Source organism: Kitasatospora sp. NPDC002551 (assembly GCF_040296005.1).
Classification (GTDB): domain Bacteria; phylum Actinomycetota; class Actinomycetes; order Streptomycetales; family Streptomycetaceae; genus Kitasatospora.
In genome coordinates this window covers 34,976-49,621 of the sequence record NZ_JBEOWI010000043.1, presented here as the reverse complement: position 1 = coordinate 49,621, position 14,646 = coordinate 34,976, and the positions used below count along the sequence as shown (strand labels likewise).

At 73.1% G+C, this 14,646-nt stretch carries 21 protein-coding genes; 13 read left to right on the top strand and 8 right to left on the bottom strand.

Annotated elements, in window-relative coordinates; genetic code table 11:
* Window positions 1-185 precede the first annotated feature (185 nt).
* The gene (locus ABT093_RS29555; RefSeq protein ID WP_350569641.1) at window positions 186-851 is read left to right on the top strand and encodes a nitroreductase; all 666 of its coding nucleotides are present in this window, start codon (window positions 186-188) and stop codon (window positions 849-851) included.
* Window positions 852-997: 146 nt separating this feature from the next.
* On the opposite strand, the gene ABT093_RS29550 is transcribed toward ABT093_RS29555, so the two are convergent.
* The 3 genes from ABT093_RS29550 to ABT093_RS29540 all read right to left on the bottom strand — a co-directional run bounded on the left by ABT093_RS29550 (window position 998) and on the right by ABT093_RS29540 (window position 2,328).
* Window positions 998-1,252: a hypothetical protein gene (locus tag ABT093_RS29550; protein ID WP_350569639.1), complete on the bottom strand. Its 255-nt coding sequence runs from the start codon at window positions 1,250-1,252 to the stop codon at window positions 998-1,000.
* A 135-nt stretch (window positions 1,253-1,387) separates the two neighbouring features.
* Complete coding sequence (locus tag ABT093_RS29545) at window positions 1,388-2,077, bottom strand: NUDIX domain-containing protein (protein WP_350569638.1); 690 nt, start codon at window positions 2,075-2,077, stop codon at window positions 1,388-1,390.
* On the bottom strand, window positions 2,074-2,328 hold the full coding sequence (locus tag ABT093_RS29540) for a hypothetical protein (RefSeq protein ID WP_350569636.1): 255 nt from the start codon (window positions 2,326-2,328) through the stop codon (window positions 2,074-2,076). Before ABT093_RS29540 ends, ABT093_RS29545 begins: the two co-directional genes overlap by 4 nt.
* 104 nt (window positions 2,329-2,432) lie before the next feature.
* On the opposite strand from ABT093_RS29540, the gene ABT093_RS29535 reads away from it, so the two are divergent.
* The 5 genes from ABT093_RS29535 (at window position 2,433) to ABT093_RS29515 (ending at window position 5,033) form a co-directional block, all read left to right on the top strand.
* Window positions 2,433-3,278, top strand: coding sequence for a helix-turn-helix domain-containing protein (locus ABT093_RS29535; RefSeq protein ID WP_350569634.1), 846 nt, complete (start codon window positions 2,433-2,435; stop codon window positions 3,276-3,278).
* 10 nt (window positions 3,279-3,288) lie between these two features.
* Complete coding sequence (locus tag ABT093_RS29530) at window positions 3,289-3,501, top strand: DUF397 domain-containing protein (protein WP_350569632.1); 213 nt, start codon at window positions 3,289-3,291, stop codon at window positions 3,499-3,501.
* A 140-nt stretch (window positions 3,502-3,641) separates the two neighbouring features.
* Window positions 3,642-3,917, top strand: a complete 276-nt coding sequence (locus ABT093_RS29525) for a DUF397 domain-containing protein (protein ID WP_350569631.1) — start codon at window positions 3,642-3,644, stop codon at window positions 3,915-3,917.
* Window positions 3,918-4,110: 193 nt separating this feature from the next.
* Entirely contained in the window at window positions 4,111-4,251 is a 141-nt protein-coding gene (locus ABT093_RS29520) for a hypothetical protein (protein ID WP_350569630.1), read from the top strand.
* 32 nt (window positions 4,252-4,283) lie between these two features.
* Window positions 4,284-5,033: an NUDIX domain-containing protein gene (locus ABT093_RS29515; protein WP_350569628.1), complete on the top strand. Its 750-nt coding sequence runs from the start codon at window positions 4,284-4,286 to the stop codon at window positions 5,031-5,033.
* Here ABT093_RS29515 and ABT093_RS29510 read toward each other — a convergent pair.
* The gene (locus ABT093_RS29510) at window positions 5,030-5,671 is read right to left on the bottom strand and encodes a DUF6461 domain-containing protein (protein ID WP_350569626.1); all 642 of its coding nucleotides are present in this window, start codon (window positions 5,669-5,671) and stop codon (window positions 5,030-5,032) included. The genes ABT093_RS29515 and ABT093_RS29510 overlap by 4 nt on opposite strands.
* A gap of 81 nt (window positions 5,672-5,752) precedes the next feature.
* Between ABT093_RS29510 and ABT093_RS29505 the strand changes: the two genes are divergently transcribed.
* The 4 genes from ABT093_RS29505 to ABT093_RS29490 are packed head-to-tail and all read left to right on the top strand — an operon-like array spanning window position 5,753 to window position 8,915.
* The gene (locus tag ABT093_RS29505; protein WP_350569625.1) at window positions 5,753-6,121 is read left to right on the top strand and encodes a hypothetical protein; all 369 of its coding nucleotides are present in this window, start codon (window positions 5,753-5,755) and stop codon (window positions 6,119-6,121) included.
* Between the two features lie 13 nt (window positions 6,122-6,134).
* A complete protein-coding gene (locus ABT093_RS29500) occupies window positions 6,135-6,695 on the top strand; it encodes a hypothetical protein (protein WP_350569624.1) in 561 nt (186 codons plus the stop codon).
* On the top strand, window positions 6,688-7,734 hold the full coding sequence (locus ABT093_RS29495; RefSeq protein WP_350569622.1) for a protein kinase family protein: 1,047 nt from the start codon (window positions 6,688-6,690) through the stop codon (window positions 7,732-7,734). The genes ABT093_RS29500 and ABT093_RS29495 overlap by 8 nt, the downstream gene beginning before the upstream one ends.
* Before the next feature lie 56 nt (window positions 7,735-7,790).
* Window positions 7,791-8,915, top strand: coding sequence for a hypothetical protein (locus tag ABT093_RS29490; RefSeq protein WP_350569620.1), 1,125 nt, complete (start codon window positions 7,791-7,793; stop codon window positions 8,913-8,915).
* Between the two features lie 19 nt (window positions 8,916-8,934).
* Here the strand turns inward: ABT093_RS29490 and ABT093_RS29485 are convergent, their stop codons facing one another.
* Window positions 8,935-9,672, bottom strand: a complete 738-nt coding sequence (locus ABT093_RS29485; RefSeq protein WP_350569618.1) for a flavodoxin family protein — start codon at window positions 9,670-9,672, stop codon at window positions 8,935-8,937.
* A 137-nt stretch (window positions 9,673-9,809) separates the two neighbouring features.
* On the opposite strand from ABT093_RS29485, the gene ABT093_RS29480 reads away from it, so the two are divergent.
* Window positions 9,810-10,718 carry a LysR family transcriptional regulator gene (locus tag ABT093_RS29480; protein WP_350569617.1) on the top strand — a complete coding sequence of 303 codons (909 nt, stop codon included), beginning with the start codon at window positions 9,810-9,812 and terminating at the stop codon, window positions 10,716-10,718.
* On the opposite strand, the gene ABT093_RS29475 is transcribed toward ABT093_RS29480, so the two are convergent.
* Both ABT093_RS29475 and ABT093_RS29470 read right to left on the bottom strand, forming a co-directional pair.
* The gene (locus tag ABT093_RS29475; protein WP_350569616.1) at window positions 10,712-11,239 is read right to left on the bottom strand and encodes a hypothetical protein; all 528 of its coding nucleotides are present in this window, start codon (window positions 11,237-11,239) and stop codon (window positions 10,712-10,714) included. The genes ABT093_RS29480 and ABT093_RS29475 overlap by 7 nt on opposite strands.
* 332 nt (window positions 11,240-11,571) lie before the next feature.
* Complete coding sequence (locus ABT093_RS29470; protein WP_350569615.1) at window positions 11,572-12,207, bottom strand: TetR/AcrR family transcriptional regulator; 636 nt, start codon at window positions 12,205-12,207, stop codon at window positions 11,572-11,574.
* Window positions 12,208-12,306: 99 nt separating this feature from the next.
* On the opposite strand from ABT093_RS29470, the gene ABT093_RS29465 reads away from it, so the two are divergent.
* On the top strand, window positions 12,307-13,728 hold the full coding sequence (locus tag ABT093_RS29465; RefSeq protein WP_350569614.1) for an amidase: 1,422 nt from the start codon (window positions 12,307-12,309) through the stop codon (window positions 13,726-13,728).
* On the opposite strand, the gene ABT093_RS29460 is transcribed toward ABT093_RS29465, so the two are convergent.
* A complete protein-coding gene (locus ABT093_RS29460; RefSeq protein ID WP_350569612.1) occupies window positions 13,729-14,112 on the bottom strand; it encodes a hypothetical protein in 384 nt (127 codons plus the stop codon).
* Between the two features lie 84 nt (window positions 14,113-14,196).
* Between ABT093_RS29460 and ABT093_RS29455 the strand changes: the two genes are divergently transcribed.
* Window positions 14,197-14,601 (top strand): hypothetical protein, encoded by a 405-nt coding sequence (locus ABT093_RS29455; RefSeq protein WP_350569611.1) that lies wholly within the window; start codon window positions 14,197-14,199, stop codon window positions 14,599-14,601.
* The last annotated feature ends 45 nt before the right edge of the window (window positions 14,602-14,646 follow it).

The following is a 14,646-nucleotide window of genomic DNA, read 5'->3' as shown; positions in this document are numbered from 1 at the left end:
TCCCGGGGCCTTGATGGTTGATTCCAAGGGGGTTGGCCGACCTGCGGGTCGGCGTCCGGACTGCTGCGCTCGCGGCTCGTCCACGTCCAGGGTGGTCAGTGCCGTGGATACGGGGCCCCGGTGCCCGGTACCGACGGCTGCGTACGGTGGACGGGCCCGATCGACCGAGAGGACACGAAGAAGACGTGGACGTGTACGAGGCCGTGGACAGTCGCCGGGCCGTGCGGGCGTTCAGCGATGAGCCCGTGCCCAGGGAGGTGCTCGAACGCGTGCTGACCGCTGCGACGCGGGCACCGTCCAGCGGGAACCTCCAGCCGTGGCATCTGTACGTCGTGACCGGTGAACCCCTGGCGGCGCTCAAGCGGACCGCGACAGCCAGGGCCCTGGCGGGGGACCCGGGCGACGAGCGTGAGTACCCGATGTACCCGGACGGGCTGGACTCGCCGTATCTGGACCGCTTTGCCGCTGCCGCCGCCCAGCGGTACGCATCGCTGGGGATCCAGCGCGACGACCCGGACCGGCCCAGAAAGATCGCCGCCCTGAACGCGGAGGCGTTCGGGGCGCCGGCCGTCCTGTTCTGCTATCTCGACCGGACGATGGGGCCCGGCCAGTGGGCTGACGCGGGGATGTACCTGCAGACGGTCATGCTGTTGTTGCGGGCCGAGGGGCTGCACAGCTGCCCCCAGGTGATGTGGACGGTGTACCGGGAGACGGTCGGCCGGGCAGTCGGAGCCGATGACGGACTCGTGCTGTTCTGCGGCGTCTCCGTGGGCTTCGAGAAGGACGGCGTGCCGCGCCTGCGCACCGGGCGGGCGGACATGACGGAGACGGTGAGCTTCATCGGCGTGTGACCGTCGGACGGCCGAGACCGACAGGCCGGGCCCACACGCCAATTCGCCCGCAGGGCGGGCTCGGCGGGACGCCTGAGGCGTCTGCGGCCCCTCGCGCGGGTGCGCGAGGGGCCGTTTCATTCGGGCCTACTCGTCGGGACGGCCGATCAATCGGCCAGGGTGCCCCGGTACTCGACGGGGCCCTCGCCCGGGAAGCGGGCCGTGCCCTCGAAGCGGGAACCGTCGTCGAAGAAGGTGACGCTGGCCGAACCGGCGTCGTCGCTGCTCCAGGTGACGGACGTCCCCGTGGCGGGGGCGCCGTCGCCGACGACGGACCCGCGGCTGGCGATGTTGAGCGTGAGGGGCTTGTCCTCCTGCCAGCCCCCGCCGCCCGTGTGGATCTCCGTGTTGTACGTGGCCATGGTCTTCCCCTTCCCGGCCACCGGACCGGTGAGCGGCCCGGTGGCTGCTGTCGGAAACGGCGCCCTTGCGACGCCCCGCCCGGCTCAACGCCCCGGGCGGGGAAAGGACACTGGCCCCGGAGCACCCGCCTCCGACTATTCGGCGGGGGTGCCGCGGAGGAGGAAGGGGAGGTGGATGCCGCGGGTGAGGGCGGTGAGGGCGTGGGTGGTGCGGCGGTGCTGGTCGGGGGCCATGGCGTCGGGGAGTTGGTGGGGGTGGAGCCAGTGGAGGGCGGTGATGGTGGCGGGGGGCTGGTGGTGGGTGACGATGTCTTCCTGGGCGGGGGTGAGGTGGCCGCCCCAGTAGACGAAGTTGATGCCTTCGGGGAGGTGTCGGGCGTCGACGTAGTCGGTGGCGAGGATGTGGCGCAGGGGGAGGGCGAGGCCGGTTTCGGTCTCGGTGTGGCGGCGGGCGGCGAGGTGGGGGAGTTCGTTGGCCTCGGCGCTGCCGCCGGGGAGGATGAGGCCGGTTCTGTAGGTGGTGGCGACGAGGAGGACGGCGCCGTCGCGGTTGAGGATGAGGGTCTGGTGGCCGAGGCGGCGGCGGGGCGGGTGGGTGAGGATGGCGGGGAGGGTGCGTGGCACGTGGTGCTCCTGTTTGTGCGAGAGCCAGGTGAAGCAGGCGGGCAGTCCGGCTGAGATGCCGGTGGTGAGGATCAGCCCGAATATCAGCAACTGCGGTGCGGGAGGCCCGTCGTGGATGGGCCGGCAGGCGGCGGTGGCGGGGAGGGCGCTGAGGATGGGGACGCCGAGGAGGGCGGTGGCCGGCTTGAGGGGGCGGCTCACGCCACGTCGGCGACGCGGGGCCGGCCGGGGTGCTGGACGGCGGTGAAGCGGGGTTCGGCGAGGGCCTGGATGTGGTCGGGCTTGGTGGTCCACTCGCACCCGCCGCCCTCGGGCCGGAGGTAGACGAGCCCGGCGAGGGTGTCCATGTAGACGGCCTCGACCGGCTTTCCGGAGAAGTCACGGTGCCCGAGGTCGAGGACGATCTCGCCGACGGTGGGGGCGTAAACGGGCATGCGGGGGCGACTGGGCATGGGGGCTCCATTGATTGCGCTGTGCATTGGGATCACTACGACCCGTATCCATGGTGGGGGGATCTGAGCTACGATCGGAAGCGTTCGTACTGGACACTTCAGCCATGTGGGATTCACCCCACGAGAGGCGATCGAACATGCGGCGAACGTCACTTGACCCAACGTCATCTCCCGCAGCGGCCTTCGGGGTCCAACTCCGCAGATCACGCGAGGCGAAGGGGCTCACCCAGGTCGGCCTGGGGAAGATCATCGGCTACAGCGACACCCTGGTGTCCTGCATCGAAAGAGGGACGCGGAATCCCACTCTTCCGTTCGCCATCCAGTCCGATGATGCGCTTGATACCGGCGGCACCCTGGAGCTGATGTTCTGGAACATCAGCAACACCTCACTCCTCGAAGGGTTCCCCGAATACGCCTCCCAGGAGGCCAAGGCCGTCGAGATTCGGCACTTCGAACTCGGCATCGTCCCTGGGCTCCTGCAGACCCCGGAGTACGCGGCGGCGTTCGCCGCCGCCGCTGTACGACGCGGAAAGATCACCACCGAGCAGGCTGACGACCGAGTCAATTTCCTGCTGACTCGCCAGAAGTTGATGGACCGGACCCCGGCTCCGTGGCTCCACTTCGTCCTCGACGAGGGCTGCCTCCACCGTCCGGTCGGCGGCCGAGAGGTGATGCGCCGCCAGCTCCGACACCTGGCGGAGCTGGCGGCCCGGCCCAATGTCACCATCCAGATCGCGCCGTACAGCCTGGCCGAGGAACTTCCGTTCACCATGGTGGTCACGTTGCTGACCTTGGCGGACCGCTCGGTGCTCTCATACTCCGAGTGCCAGATGCGCGGCTTCCTCGTTCGGCAGAGCGAAACCGCCCGATCCTTGGAAAGGGACTACCATCAGCTCACAGTGGAAGCGCTGCCGAAAGCCGCCTCACTGGAGATGATCCGTCAGGCGTGAAAGGAACGTCATGAACGGCCCCGTAGACCTGTCCACCGCTGCCTGGTTCAAGTCCTCCTACAGCAACAATGGGGGGACCTGCGTCGAGGTCGCCCCCGACTTCCCCGGCATCGTCCCCGTCCGTGACTCCAAGGACCCCGCCGGGCCCGCCCTCGTCTTCCCCACCGACGCCTGGCGTGCCTTCCTCTCCGCCGTCCAGGCCGGCGAGTTCGGCGCCATCTGACCGCCGACTTCCGAGGGCCCTGACCGCTGTACCGGTCAGGGCCCTCCTCGCTGAACGGCCGGTTCTGGGATACGCCCGGGCTGTCGACCGCACCTACCGTGAGGACCATCCGGATCCACCCCGACTCGGGAAGGTCTCCCATGGCAACCACCGACCTCAGCGGCGCCCACTGGGTGAAGTCCAGCTACAGCAACAACGGGGGCTCCTGCGTCGAAGTGGCCCTCACCACCGCCCAGTGGCGCAAGAGCACCCACAGCCAGAACGGCGGGAACTGCATCGAGGTCGCCCCCGACTTCACCGGTCTTGTTCCCGTCCGTGACTCCAAGGACCCCGCCGGGCCCGCCCTCCTCTTCCCCACCGACGCCTGGCGTGCCTTCCTCACCGCCGTCAAGGCCGACGAGTTCGACCTCCTGTAGCCCTGACCGGCGCACCGGAGCGCGGCTCAGCAGCAGGTGCCTTCCTCATCGGCCACCATGCCCATGGAGGCCGAGATCTCAGCGTGGCCGCCGCCACGAACGCGCCTTCGCCGACAACCGCGGCCTGCTGAACGCCTGCTGGCAGCACCGCCAGCACGTCCGGCAGGCCGCCTGGTTCTGCCGCCGCTGCCAGGTGGTCTTCTTCCCCGACACCGCGCTGCGCCCCGGCTTCCCGGCCTCCCCGCCGATCGCGCTCGACGCGTTCCCGCTCCGGGTGGTGACGGCCGCCGAACGGGCCTACGGCTCTTCCCCGTTCCCCGTCGCGCCGAGCTGACCCGGACGGCCGGTACCTGCTTCCATGGGCGGATGCCCGAAGCAGCCGCCGTCACACCCCCGCCACCGCCGCGCGCCGAAGTGCTGGGCGTCCGCCGGATCCGGCTCGTCGAAGTACCCGCCCCGCGCCTCACGGCGCAGGAGCGACAGGCCCGTGACCGTGCCTGGGAGGACGCCGTCGCGGCCAATCCCAAGCTCTTCGACGGCCCGGTGGTGGCGTGCGCGGGCACGTCGTGGCCGCGCCCCGGGGAGCTCCACGTGTACTGGTCCCGCGTGACGTACCGGCACTACGCGCTGCGCCGTGTCACGAGCTCCACCGCCCCGACCGCCTCCCTGTCGGTGAGCGTGCTCCAGCCCACCGACGACGGCCGGGTGCTCGTCGGCCGGATGTCGCCGTCCACCGCCGCCCCCGGCCGGTGGCAGCCGCCCGGCGGCGGCGTCGAACCCCCGCCGGACGGCGAGCGCCTCGACCTCGCCGCGCTGCGCCGCAACGCCGTCCGGGAGCTCGCCGAGGAGACCGGAGTGGCCGCCGGTCCGGGCGAGTTGGCGCTCTGGGCGGTCACCCGGGGCCAGTACGGCAGCGTCGGCGTGCTCTTCCTCGCCCCACCGCGGCCCGAGCCGGAGCTGCGCGAACGCTTCGGAGCGCTCGCGCCGCCCGAGCGGGAGCTGGTCGAGCTGGCCTTCGTCCGCTCCCCCGGTGACCTGCCCGGCCTCCCCGGCCCGCACGCCGACTACCTGGACCCGGTCGTCCACCGCTACGCCCGGCAGCGGCCGCCCGGTTAGTCGGCGAGCAGGACGGCCGGCAGCGGGGCCTCCAGGACCAGGGCCCTGGGGAGTGCCAGACCGAAGTGCCGCTCCAGCACCCCCAGGGTGGTCCGGTGCACCTCGCGGTGCTCCCGCTCGTCGTCCGGAAGGCCTTCCGCGCCGAGCGATTCCCTGACCTCGTCCGCGACTTGCGGGTCACCCTCGACCCGGCCGTTGCCCCAGGAGTCGTCCAGGTGCAGGTTGAACGAGCACACCGTCCGGCCGTCCCGGTGGTAGTGGAAGGTCGGCGGCACCGGCTTGCCGTTCTCCTCCTCGTACTCCAGCCGGAAGACCTCGGCCCCGCCCTCGGAGATCGCCGGATCGTTCCGGAACTCCCCGAACCAGCCCCCGTACGCCACCGCGAAGGTCCACCCACCGCTCACCCCCAGCCGCAGCCCGATCCCGTCCCAGGCGTCCCCGAACTCCGACTCCAAGGCCTCGACCAGCCCCTCACCGGTGAGTTCCCCGGCCGGCTCCACGGTCCGCTTCGACCACTGGACCGAGGCCGCGATCCGCGCCGCCAGCGCCTCGGTCCCGAGCCCTCGGGCCAGCGTCACGCTGTAGCCGCCGAAGGCGATGCTCTGTGGCTCCGCGAGCCAGGCGATTCCGTCCGTCATGCCGGTGATCCTGCCCTACCGCGCCGACACCGGAAGCGCGCAGAATGGGGCCATGTCGACACCGGCAGCGCCTCCCCGGTCATGACGCGGCCCGAGCTGCCCGCCGAAGTCCCGTGGCACGACACGGACTCGAACGTCTTCCCGCACGCCGCCCGGGTCGACGGCCAGTGGTGGGTGCTGCGCCTCAACGGCTTTCCCGACCACCCGCTCCACACCCTGTTCATCGACGCACGGGTCAGCCTGGACCTGGAGACCCTTCCGGTCACCTGGCGCCTCGCCGGGGGCCGCGGAACGCGCCCGGTCCTCGGCGAGCCGGAACGCGCGGAGGTGATCCGGCTGATGGTCGGCCTCGGTCCGTACGGCTCCGAGGCCGGCACCCCGTGCACGGGCGACTGGTGCACCTGTGCCGCTCTGACCGACGAGTACGCCGCCCTGCGTCGCGGCGGTTGATAGCGTGATCGTCATGACGGAGCTGGAAGAGCTGGTCCTGACCCCCGGCGAGCGGAACGGGGGCGCCCGGGTCGAGGACGTGGTGTTCACCATGGACTGGACCGGCGAGGAGGAGCCGGGCGAGCTGGCGGCGTTCGTGGCCGGCCGGGTGCGGGCCTTCGGGGCGGAGCCGGCGGGCGTCGGCACCGACGCCGTCCGGCAGGCGGCCGAGGCGGATCCGGCGCCGGGCCGCGGTGATCTCCCGGTCCGCCAACTCGACCACCTGTCCGGCGTGCTGGCGCCGCTCGGCTTCACCCTCCTGCTGTGGCACAGCGGCACCGACGCCTACGAGGTGCTGGTCGCGCCGGCCGGCGAGGGCGAGCCGAGCGGGCTGACGCACGAGGACCTGCCGGTGCGGGCCTGGGGCGCGCGGGCCGAGGAGAACCTGGTCAGCCTGACCTGCCCGGGCTGCGAGGACATGCTGGTCTGGGAGCTGCCGCCCACCGAGACCCTCGCCGACGAGAAATGCGACTGCGGCACCGCGCTGTTCGACGCCGAGGGCAGCCCGCTGCCCGGCGTCACCCTCCATGCCTGACCCCGACCACCCGGCGCGCCTGGCCGCCCACGGGGCCATGGCCACCCGCCTCTCCCTGCTCAGCGACCGGCGGCTCGGGCGGCTCGTGGCCACCGCCGCTCCGCTCGGCACCGGCGTCGGCGGCACGTCCGCCGAACTGGACGTCGACGGGACGCGGGTCTTCGTCAAGAAGGTGCCGCTCACGGAGTTGGAGACCCGGGCCGAGAACGTCCGCTCCACCGCGAACCTCTTCGGCCTGCCGCTCTTCTACCAGTACGGCATCGGCTCGGCCGGGTTCGGCGCCTGGCGGGAGCTGGCCGCCCACACCATGACCACCCACTGGGTGCTGGGCGGGGCGTACGAGGGCTTCCCGCTGATGTACCACTGGCGCGTCCTGCCCGACGCCGCGCCCGAGGGCTTCATGGACGAGTTCGGCGGCGTCGGGGGCGCCGTCGCCCACTGGGACGGCTCCCCGGCCGTGCGCGAGCGGCTGGAGGCCATCGGCCGGTCCGCGCACAGCGTGGTGCTCTTCCTGGAGCACGTGCCGCGGACGCTCGCCGACTGGCTGCACGAGCACCGGGACGCGGCTCCGTACGGGTGGGCGGAGCAGTCCGTGGCGCGCGGCGCCGCGTTCCTGCGCTCCCGGGGGCTCGTGCACTTCGACGCCCACTTCCGCAACCTGCTCACCGACGGCCGGCGGGTCTACTTCGCGGACTTCGGGCTCGCGCTCGGCGCGGACTTCGAACTCTCGGCGGAGGAACGGCGGTTCCTCGCCGAGCACCGCGCCTACGACCGCGACTACACGGCCGCCCACCTGCTCCGCCACCTCCTGGGCCGCTACCGGGGCGAGACGGAGGCGACCGTCTTCCTGGAGCGGTGGCTCGCGGGCCGGCGGCCCGACGGCGTCCCGGCGGAGGTGGCGGCGCTCGTCGACCGGCACGCCCGGACCGCCGTCGTCCTGGACGGCTTCCACCGCCGGCTCCTCCACGGGAGCAAGCGGACGCCGTACCCGGCCGCCGCACTCGACCGCGTCGCGGCGGTGGACGCAGCCACCGGGTAGCGGGCGGTCGACGGGTGGCGTACCGCCGACGGGTGGCGTGCCGCTACGCTGCCCCGGTGCAGACGAACGATCACCAGGACGACGCCGTGTGGGCCGGGTTGTTCGCGCCGCCGGGCCCGAGCGAGGAACTCGCCGAGGTGTGGCTGGACAGCCTCTGCTGCAACGAGGCCGCCCCGGTGGACCTGCTGCTCGCCATCCTCGACGCCGGAAGCACCACCCCCCTCTGTGGCGGCGACATCCCGCCCGCCGTCCTGGACGCGGCCGTGGTGCACCCGGACCGCCAGGTCTGGGGCCGGGCCGCCGAGTCCGGACAGCTCACACCAGCCCAGTGGGACCGGTTGCTCACCGCCACCGCCGGACGGCCCGGCCATGTCCTCGCGAAGGAACTCGCGGCCGACGCGGCCGCCCTGGCAAGCCGCCCGAGCTGGTCACGGCGCATCGCCGTCGACCGCGTTCCCGACGCCGGGACGCAGCCGCCCTCGACGCCGGAGGAGATCGCCGCGCTGGCCGGGACCGTTCCGGACATCGAGCCGGGCGCCCGGACCTACGCCCTGTGGTGGGTCGCCGCCCTGCACGACGACGCCGACGCCATGCGGCAGTTGGCGGCCTCCCCCAGGCTCTGGATCCGCCGCAGCGTCGCCCGCGCGCGCCGGCTGCCCCCGGACGTCGTCGAACGGCTCGCCCGCGACGAGGACTTCGCCGTCCGGCTGTTCCTCACCGAGTCCTGCGACGACGCCCCCGCCGAACTGCTGCTCCGCGTGTGGGAGGAGGGCTGGAACGGCAGCTTCTCCTTCCCCGGCCGCCCGCTGAACCACCCCAACTTCCCCCTCGACGGCCTGCTCCGCTTCGCCGACGACCCCCGCCCGCGGATGCGCCTGCTCGCCCTCCACGACCCGGCCTCCACCGCCGATCTCGTCGAACGCCTGGCCCACGACCCGGACCGGACCGTCCGCCGGCACGCCGCCCAGCACCCCCGGCTCTCCCCCACCGCCGCCGCCACCCTGGCCGCGGACGAGGACGTCGCCCCGCACGCCCACCGGCACCCGGCCCTGCCGCTGCCGCTCCTGGCGGAGCTGCTCCAGGACCCGTTCACCGCCGAGGACGCCGCCATGAACCCGGCGCTCCCGGTCCACGTCATGCGCCGGATGGTCGCGGTGGCGGGGGCCGTGCGGGCGGGGTAGGAGACCGCCCGGGCCGAGCTCAGACCCCGGCCGGCACGGCGGCGTCCGCGCCGTCCGCCTCCCGGAGCGAGGCCGAGAGGGCGCGGGCCTCGTGCTCGGTCATCCGGGAGGTGGCGTACGGCACGCCGTTGACCCAGCGCTGGGTCAGCCGGGCGATCCGCTCGCCGTACCGCTGGGCGGTGATCAGGTCACCGCGCGAGCCGGCCTGCTCGGGGCCGAGGTCAGCGTGGCTCTGGCTCATCAGCCCGAGCCACGAGCCCAGCCGGTTCAGGTCGTCACGGGAGCCGCCGCTCCAGTTGTTGCCCGGCAGGTCCCCCACGCCGATCCACTGCATGCCCAGTTGCGCGGCGAACACCGCCAGCTGCTGCAGCACCATCAGCTTGTCCCCGCTCTGCGAGGCGGCCATGGTGAACCCGCCGGCCAGCTTGTCCTTCCACGCCTGCGTGGTGAACGCCGTGAACGCCGACTCCATGAACGCCTTGAACGCCGCCGACACGCTGCCCATCAGCGTCGGACAGCCGAACACGATCGCGTCCGAGCGCTCCAGCAGCGCCAGCACCTCCGCGTCCCGCCACCGGCCCGCGTTGACGTCCTCCGCCCGTACCTCGACGAGGTGCACCTCGGCCCCCGGCACCGCCCGCGCCCCGTCGGCGAGGTGCTCGGCCAGCACCCGGGTGTGCCCGTGCACCGAGTGGTAGACCACCGTCACGGTGACCGCCGGCGCTCCGTGCTCGCGGTCGACGTCCTTGACTGCCATGTCGCTTCACTACTTTCCGTCGATGAACGGGCATTCCTGCCCGCCCGTTCATCACACCCCGTGCACGGCCGGGCATCAACGACGGACTTCGCCCCGCAGCGATCGGCCACACCGATCGATCGCGCTAGCCTGCTCCCGTGGACAGGATCGAACTCGAGGCGTTCGTCGCCGTCGCGGAGGAACTCCACTTCGGCCGGGCCGCCGCGCGGCTGCACCGGGGGCAGCCGACGGTGAGCGAGGCGGTGCGGCGGCTGGAGAGCACGCTCGGCGGGCGGCTGTTCCACCGCACCAGCCGGCGGGTGTCGCTGACCGACCTCGGCCAGGCGCTGCTGCCCGACGCGCACGCCACGCTGGCGCAGCTGCGCCACTTCCAGCAGCGCGGCCGTGCCCTCGCCGCCGGGGAGCGGGCCCGCAGCACCCTCGTCGTCGGCCACGCCGAGTACACCGGCCAGCAGGTGCTGCTGCGCTGCCTGCCCCGGCTGCGCGAGCGGTTCCCGGACGTCACCATCGTGCCGGAGTGCATGCCCACCACGGCGCAGCTCACCGCCCTGCGCGCCGAGACGATCGGACTGGGCATCGGCTGGGCGACCGGCGACGTCGCGGGCGTGCGCGCGCGGGTGCTGTCCACCGAGCGGTTCGTGGCGCTCGTCCCCGCCGCCCATCCGCTCGCCGACCGCAGCGAGCTGAGCGCGCCGGAACTGTCCACCACCGACCTGCTCACCTGGCCGCACCAGATCAACAGCGGGCTCTGCGACCGGCTGCTGTCCGCCTTCCAGCTCGGCGGGGCGGACCTGCGCATCATCAGGACCGCCGACAGCGTGCACGCCATCGCCGCCCACGTCGCCGCCGGGACGGGCATCGGCATCACCGTCGAGTCCGCCCTCGACCACCAGCCCCCCGGCCTGCACGTCATCCCCCTCACCGGCCCGTCCACCACCGTGGACCAGGTCGTCCTGACCCCCGCCCGCCCGTCGGAGACCGCCGCGGCCCTGCACGACCTGCTGCTGGACGCCTCGGCGGCGGACGCGGTCGTCAGCGGCTACTGAGCGCCGCGCACGGCCGTGTGGCGGACGTAGGCCGGCCGGGCCGACCCGGTCTCGACGCGGTTCTCGTCCAGGCCGTTGGCGATGCGCAGGCACCCTCCCTCGAAGACGAACTCCACCGCCACGGTCCCGGCGGCCAGGTCGAGTCCCGCCGGGCGCCATTCGAGCAGCGCGGCCTCGCGCAGTTCCTGGCCGACGAAGGGCGCGAGGCGGTCGTCGCCGTGGGACCACTCCGGTGTGAAGCCGGCCCACTCCCAGCCGGCGATGCCGGCCTCGGTGTCGATCGTGTCCCAGCCTGTCGAGAGTTCGTCGAGACTCCTGTGGCAGAGCTCCACCTGGACGCCGTCGAAGTCCAGGACCACCGGGCAGTCGGCGAACCACTCCCCGTCCTCGGCGAAGCGCACCACGGCGAACCCCGTCAGCCGCCTGCCGGCGAGCGCCGCCAGCCGTGCCCCGTGCGCCTGCCGCACCGCGTCGAGCCCGACCAGGAACAGTGGCTCGAAACCGGAGATCCCCATGGTCATGGACCTGATTCTCCCCAAACGACGGATCAGGAAGTCGGCCGGTCCGACTTCCTGATCCGCGCGACCGGTCCGGAGCACGCGCGCCACCATGGCGGTGATGTCCCGAAGGCGCCCGTCACCGGGCCCCCTGCCCCGACAGGTGCGCGGACGCAGCCCACGAGGGAAGCGTCCGGCAGCGCCATGCCCTCGCCGTCGATCTCGCGGCCGCGCAGGTGCCGCGGGAACGGCGCTCGCAGGTGTTCCTCCCACAGCCGCGCCGGCGGGTCCGGGTCCGGCTCGTGATTGCCCGCGGTCACGCCCGGGCTCCGGGCGGGGCACCGGGGCAACGGGCGTCAGACGGACGTCCCGGGAGGGGCGGCGCGGAGGCGTTCCCAGAGGCGGACCAGATGCGTGTGCAGGGCGTCCTCGGCCTCCTCGGCGGTCAGGTGTCCGATGAGCACGTGGCTGGTCAGGCCGTCGGTGAGGGCGAGCAGGGCCCGGGCCTCGCGCCGCGGATCGGGCGGCGCGGCGTCACCGCCGGCGCGGCCGCTCTCGCAGGCCTCCGCGATGAGGCGGCCGAGGAGGTCCTGGAGAGCCGCGTAACTGGTCCTGAGCTGGGCGGCGAGCGGCTCGCTGACGGCGGCCTGCGCGACGAACGCGAGCCACACCCGCGCCTCGGCGCGGTGCTCTTCGCGGAGCAGGGCGATCTCGGTGGCCGCGTGCCCCAGGGCGGACGCGGCCGACTGGGCCGGGCTGCCGCCCAGGCGGGCCCGGACCCGTTCGGTGATGCGCTCGCCGACGTGCTCGACGGCGAACAGCAGCATCTCCTCCTTGGTGCGGAAGCACCGCTGGACGGCGCCCAGGGAGACCTCCGCGCGGGTGGCGACGTCGCGCATGGTCACCCCCTCGGGTCCGTGGTCGTCGACGAGGAGGCAGACGGCCTCGGCGATCCGCCGGCGTCGGCTCTCGTAGTCCACCTGCTTGGGCATGGTCGGGCTCCTCCTTATTCCGATACAAGCGTATCGGTTCTGGGCTATGGTTCCGACACGAGCACTCCGGCGCAGGACAGGAACGGGGAGGACACGATCGTGCGCGACACCCTATGGACGATGACCGCCGCAGCCCAGGCGGAGGCGGTCCGGAACGGAGACGTCTCGGCCGTCGAGCTGGTCGACAGCCACCTGGACCGCATCGCCGACGTCAACCCGCGGGTCAACGCGGTCACCCAGCTGATGGCCGAGCGCGCCCGCGAAGCCGCGGCGCGGACGGATGCGCGCCGGGCCGCAGGCGAGGAGCTGGGGCCGCTGGCCGGGGTGACGTTCACCGTCAAGGAGACCACCGCCGCCGAAGGCGTGCCGACCACGATGGGACTCCCGCGCTTCCGCGAGCTGGTGGCGACGGCCGACGCGCCCCCGGTGGCCCGGCTGCGCGCCGCCGGAGCCATACCGATCGGGCACAGCAACATGCCCACCCTGATCCTGGCCGGGATGCACACCCGCAGCGAGCTCTTCGGCGACACCGTCAACCCGTGGGACCGGAGCCGGACCCCGGGAGGCTCCAGCGGCGGCGACGCGGTGGCCGTCGCCACCGGCATGGCCGCGCTCGGGCTCGGCAACGACTCCGGCGGGTCCGTCCGCGTCCCGGCCTCGTTCTGCGGCGTGGCGGCCCTGAACCCCACCACCGGGCGGTTCCCCGCCGACCACCGCATTCCCGGCGCGGACGACCCGGGACCGGCCACGCAGATGCTGGTCAAGGACGGGCCCCTGGCCCGCGGCATCGCCGACCTGCGGCTGGCCTACGAGGCCCTGGCCGGGACCGACCCGCGGGACCCGCGGGCCGTGCCGGTGCCCGTCCGGGGTGAGCCGCTGCCGGGACCGGTGAAGGTCGCGGTCGTCACCGACCCCGGCGGCCACGGCGTCCACCCCACGGTCCGCGGTGCCGTCGCGACCGCGGCCGAAGCACTGCGGGACGCCGGGTACGACGTGCGGGAGGTGGCGGACGTGCCGCGGCTGGACGACGCGCTGGAGGCGTACCACCGGATCGTGGCGACCGAGTTCGCCCCGACCTGGCCGGTGGTGCGGACCCTGCTCGGCGAGGGCGGGGACCGCTTCATCGAGATGACGATGGAGAAGACCCCGCCCGTGACCGCGGCGGAGTTCATGAAGCTGATGGGGGTGTGGCTGGGCATCCGCCGCTCCTGGGCGGAGTTCCTCGACGAGTACCCGCTGCTGCTCGGGCCGTCGTTCACCGAGCCGCCCGTCGAGCCGGGGCTGGAGTCGCGCGACCGGGCAGGACGGGAGCGGGTCGGCTCGGGCATGCGCCTGTGCACGGTGACCAGCTTCGTGGGCGTACCCGGGGTCGCCGTACCCACCGGAGTGACCGACGGCCTGCCGGCCGGCGTGCAGATCGTCGGGCGCGCGTTCCGGGAGGACCTGTGCCTGGACGCCGCCCAGGAGGTCGAGGACCGCCTCGGCGTGTTCACCCCGATCGACCCCCGCCCCGGCTCCTGATCACCGACCCGTCGGGGTGTCGTCGGCCGGGCGGCAGAGGTTGAGGCTGTAGGCGGCCCGGCACTCCGTCTGCGCCGGGACGACGCCCGTGCCGCGGACGCCCTGGAAGAGGCTGACCAGGACGACGGCGGCCAGCGCCGCCTTGACGGTGCCGGTCAGCGCGCCGGTGAACTTCGCGGCGTGGAACCGGCGGTAGGCGTACGCGAGGCCGGCGAGGGCGGCGACGAGGGCGGAGAAGCTGAAGTAGTCGTAGGCGACGATCCGGCCGTTCTCGCGGACCAGGCTCTCGCTCTTGAAGTCCAGCAGCACGGGCGCGATCGCCACGACGGCGGCCGCCAGGCCGACTCTGACGGCGAGGCTGCGCCCACGGATGTACTCGAACACGGTTTCCCCCCATGATCGTTCGGTTGCAGGGAGGACGCTACAGTTCGATCTTCCGGTTCCGGCGTCGGGGTTGTGGAGGATGCGATGGGAAGACCGCGAATACGTCTCGGCGACGATGTCGCGTGGGTCGAACTGGCCGAGGTCGAGGAGGAGAGCTGGCGCGTCACCGCGGACTGGTCCTCCCGCCTGACGGCCGACTTCACCGCGTACCTCACCACCGAGGAGGTCGCGGACTTCGCGGCGCGGATGCTCGCTCTGCTGCGCACGCCTTCGGGTGAGGACTTCGCGGAGCGGGTGACGCCCGGTCGCAACAATCCGCTGACGCTGCGGGGCGAGCCCGTCGAGGACGGCTACGCCTTCGCCGTGCGCCTCACTCCCCACGGGGACGACGCCGTGTGCCAGTTGCAGCTGGAGGTGGACCCCGTGGGCAACGCGGACCTGTGCGAGCTGTTCGAGGAGCTGCGGGCGTCCCTCGCCGTCGGGCGGTAGCGCGTCTGCGGAAAATGGCGGGCCCACCGGGCCGGTCAGGGGCAG